Origin of the sequence: Bradyrhizobium cosmicum, assembly GCF_032290525.1 — a bacterium.
In the GTDB taxonomy this organism is placed as follows: Bacteria; Pseudomonadota; Alphaproteobacteria; order Rhizobiales; family Xanthobacteraceae; genus Bradyrhizobium; species Bradyrhizobium cosmicum_A.
The window spans coordinates 1-263 of sequence record NZ_JASXTA010000306.1; the positions used below are offsets into that span (position 1 = coordinate 1).

Annotated in this window: 1 pseudogene; it reads left to right on the plus strand. The window is 56.3% G+C overall.

The features are described from left to right. Positions 1-263: pseudogene (locus tag QSV46_RS40055) on the plus strand (aminopeptidase P family protein); the annotation flags it as partial.

Genomic DNA, 263 nt, shown 5'->3' on the forward strand with positions numbered 1-263 from the left:
GTTCAAGTCTCGAGCGGCCGAAGCAAAAATTGTTGATTGCACTAACGCCGTTACTTGGATTCGAGGTCTGAAGTCGGACCTGGAAATTGCAATGATGCGCGAAGCTGCCGCCATTTCCGACGCCGGAATGCTCAAAGCGAAGGAAGTTATTCGGCTGGGCGTGCGCGAAGCCGATGCATCCGCGGAGATCATCGCAACGCTCGTGCGCGGCGCTAACGGTAAGCCGGGCACCGATATCGCGAGCTTTTTTCTGTGCTCTACGC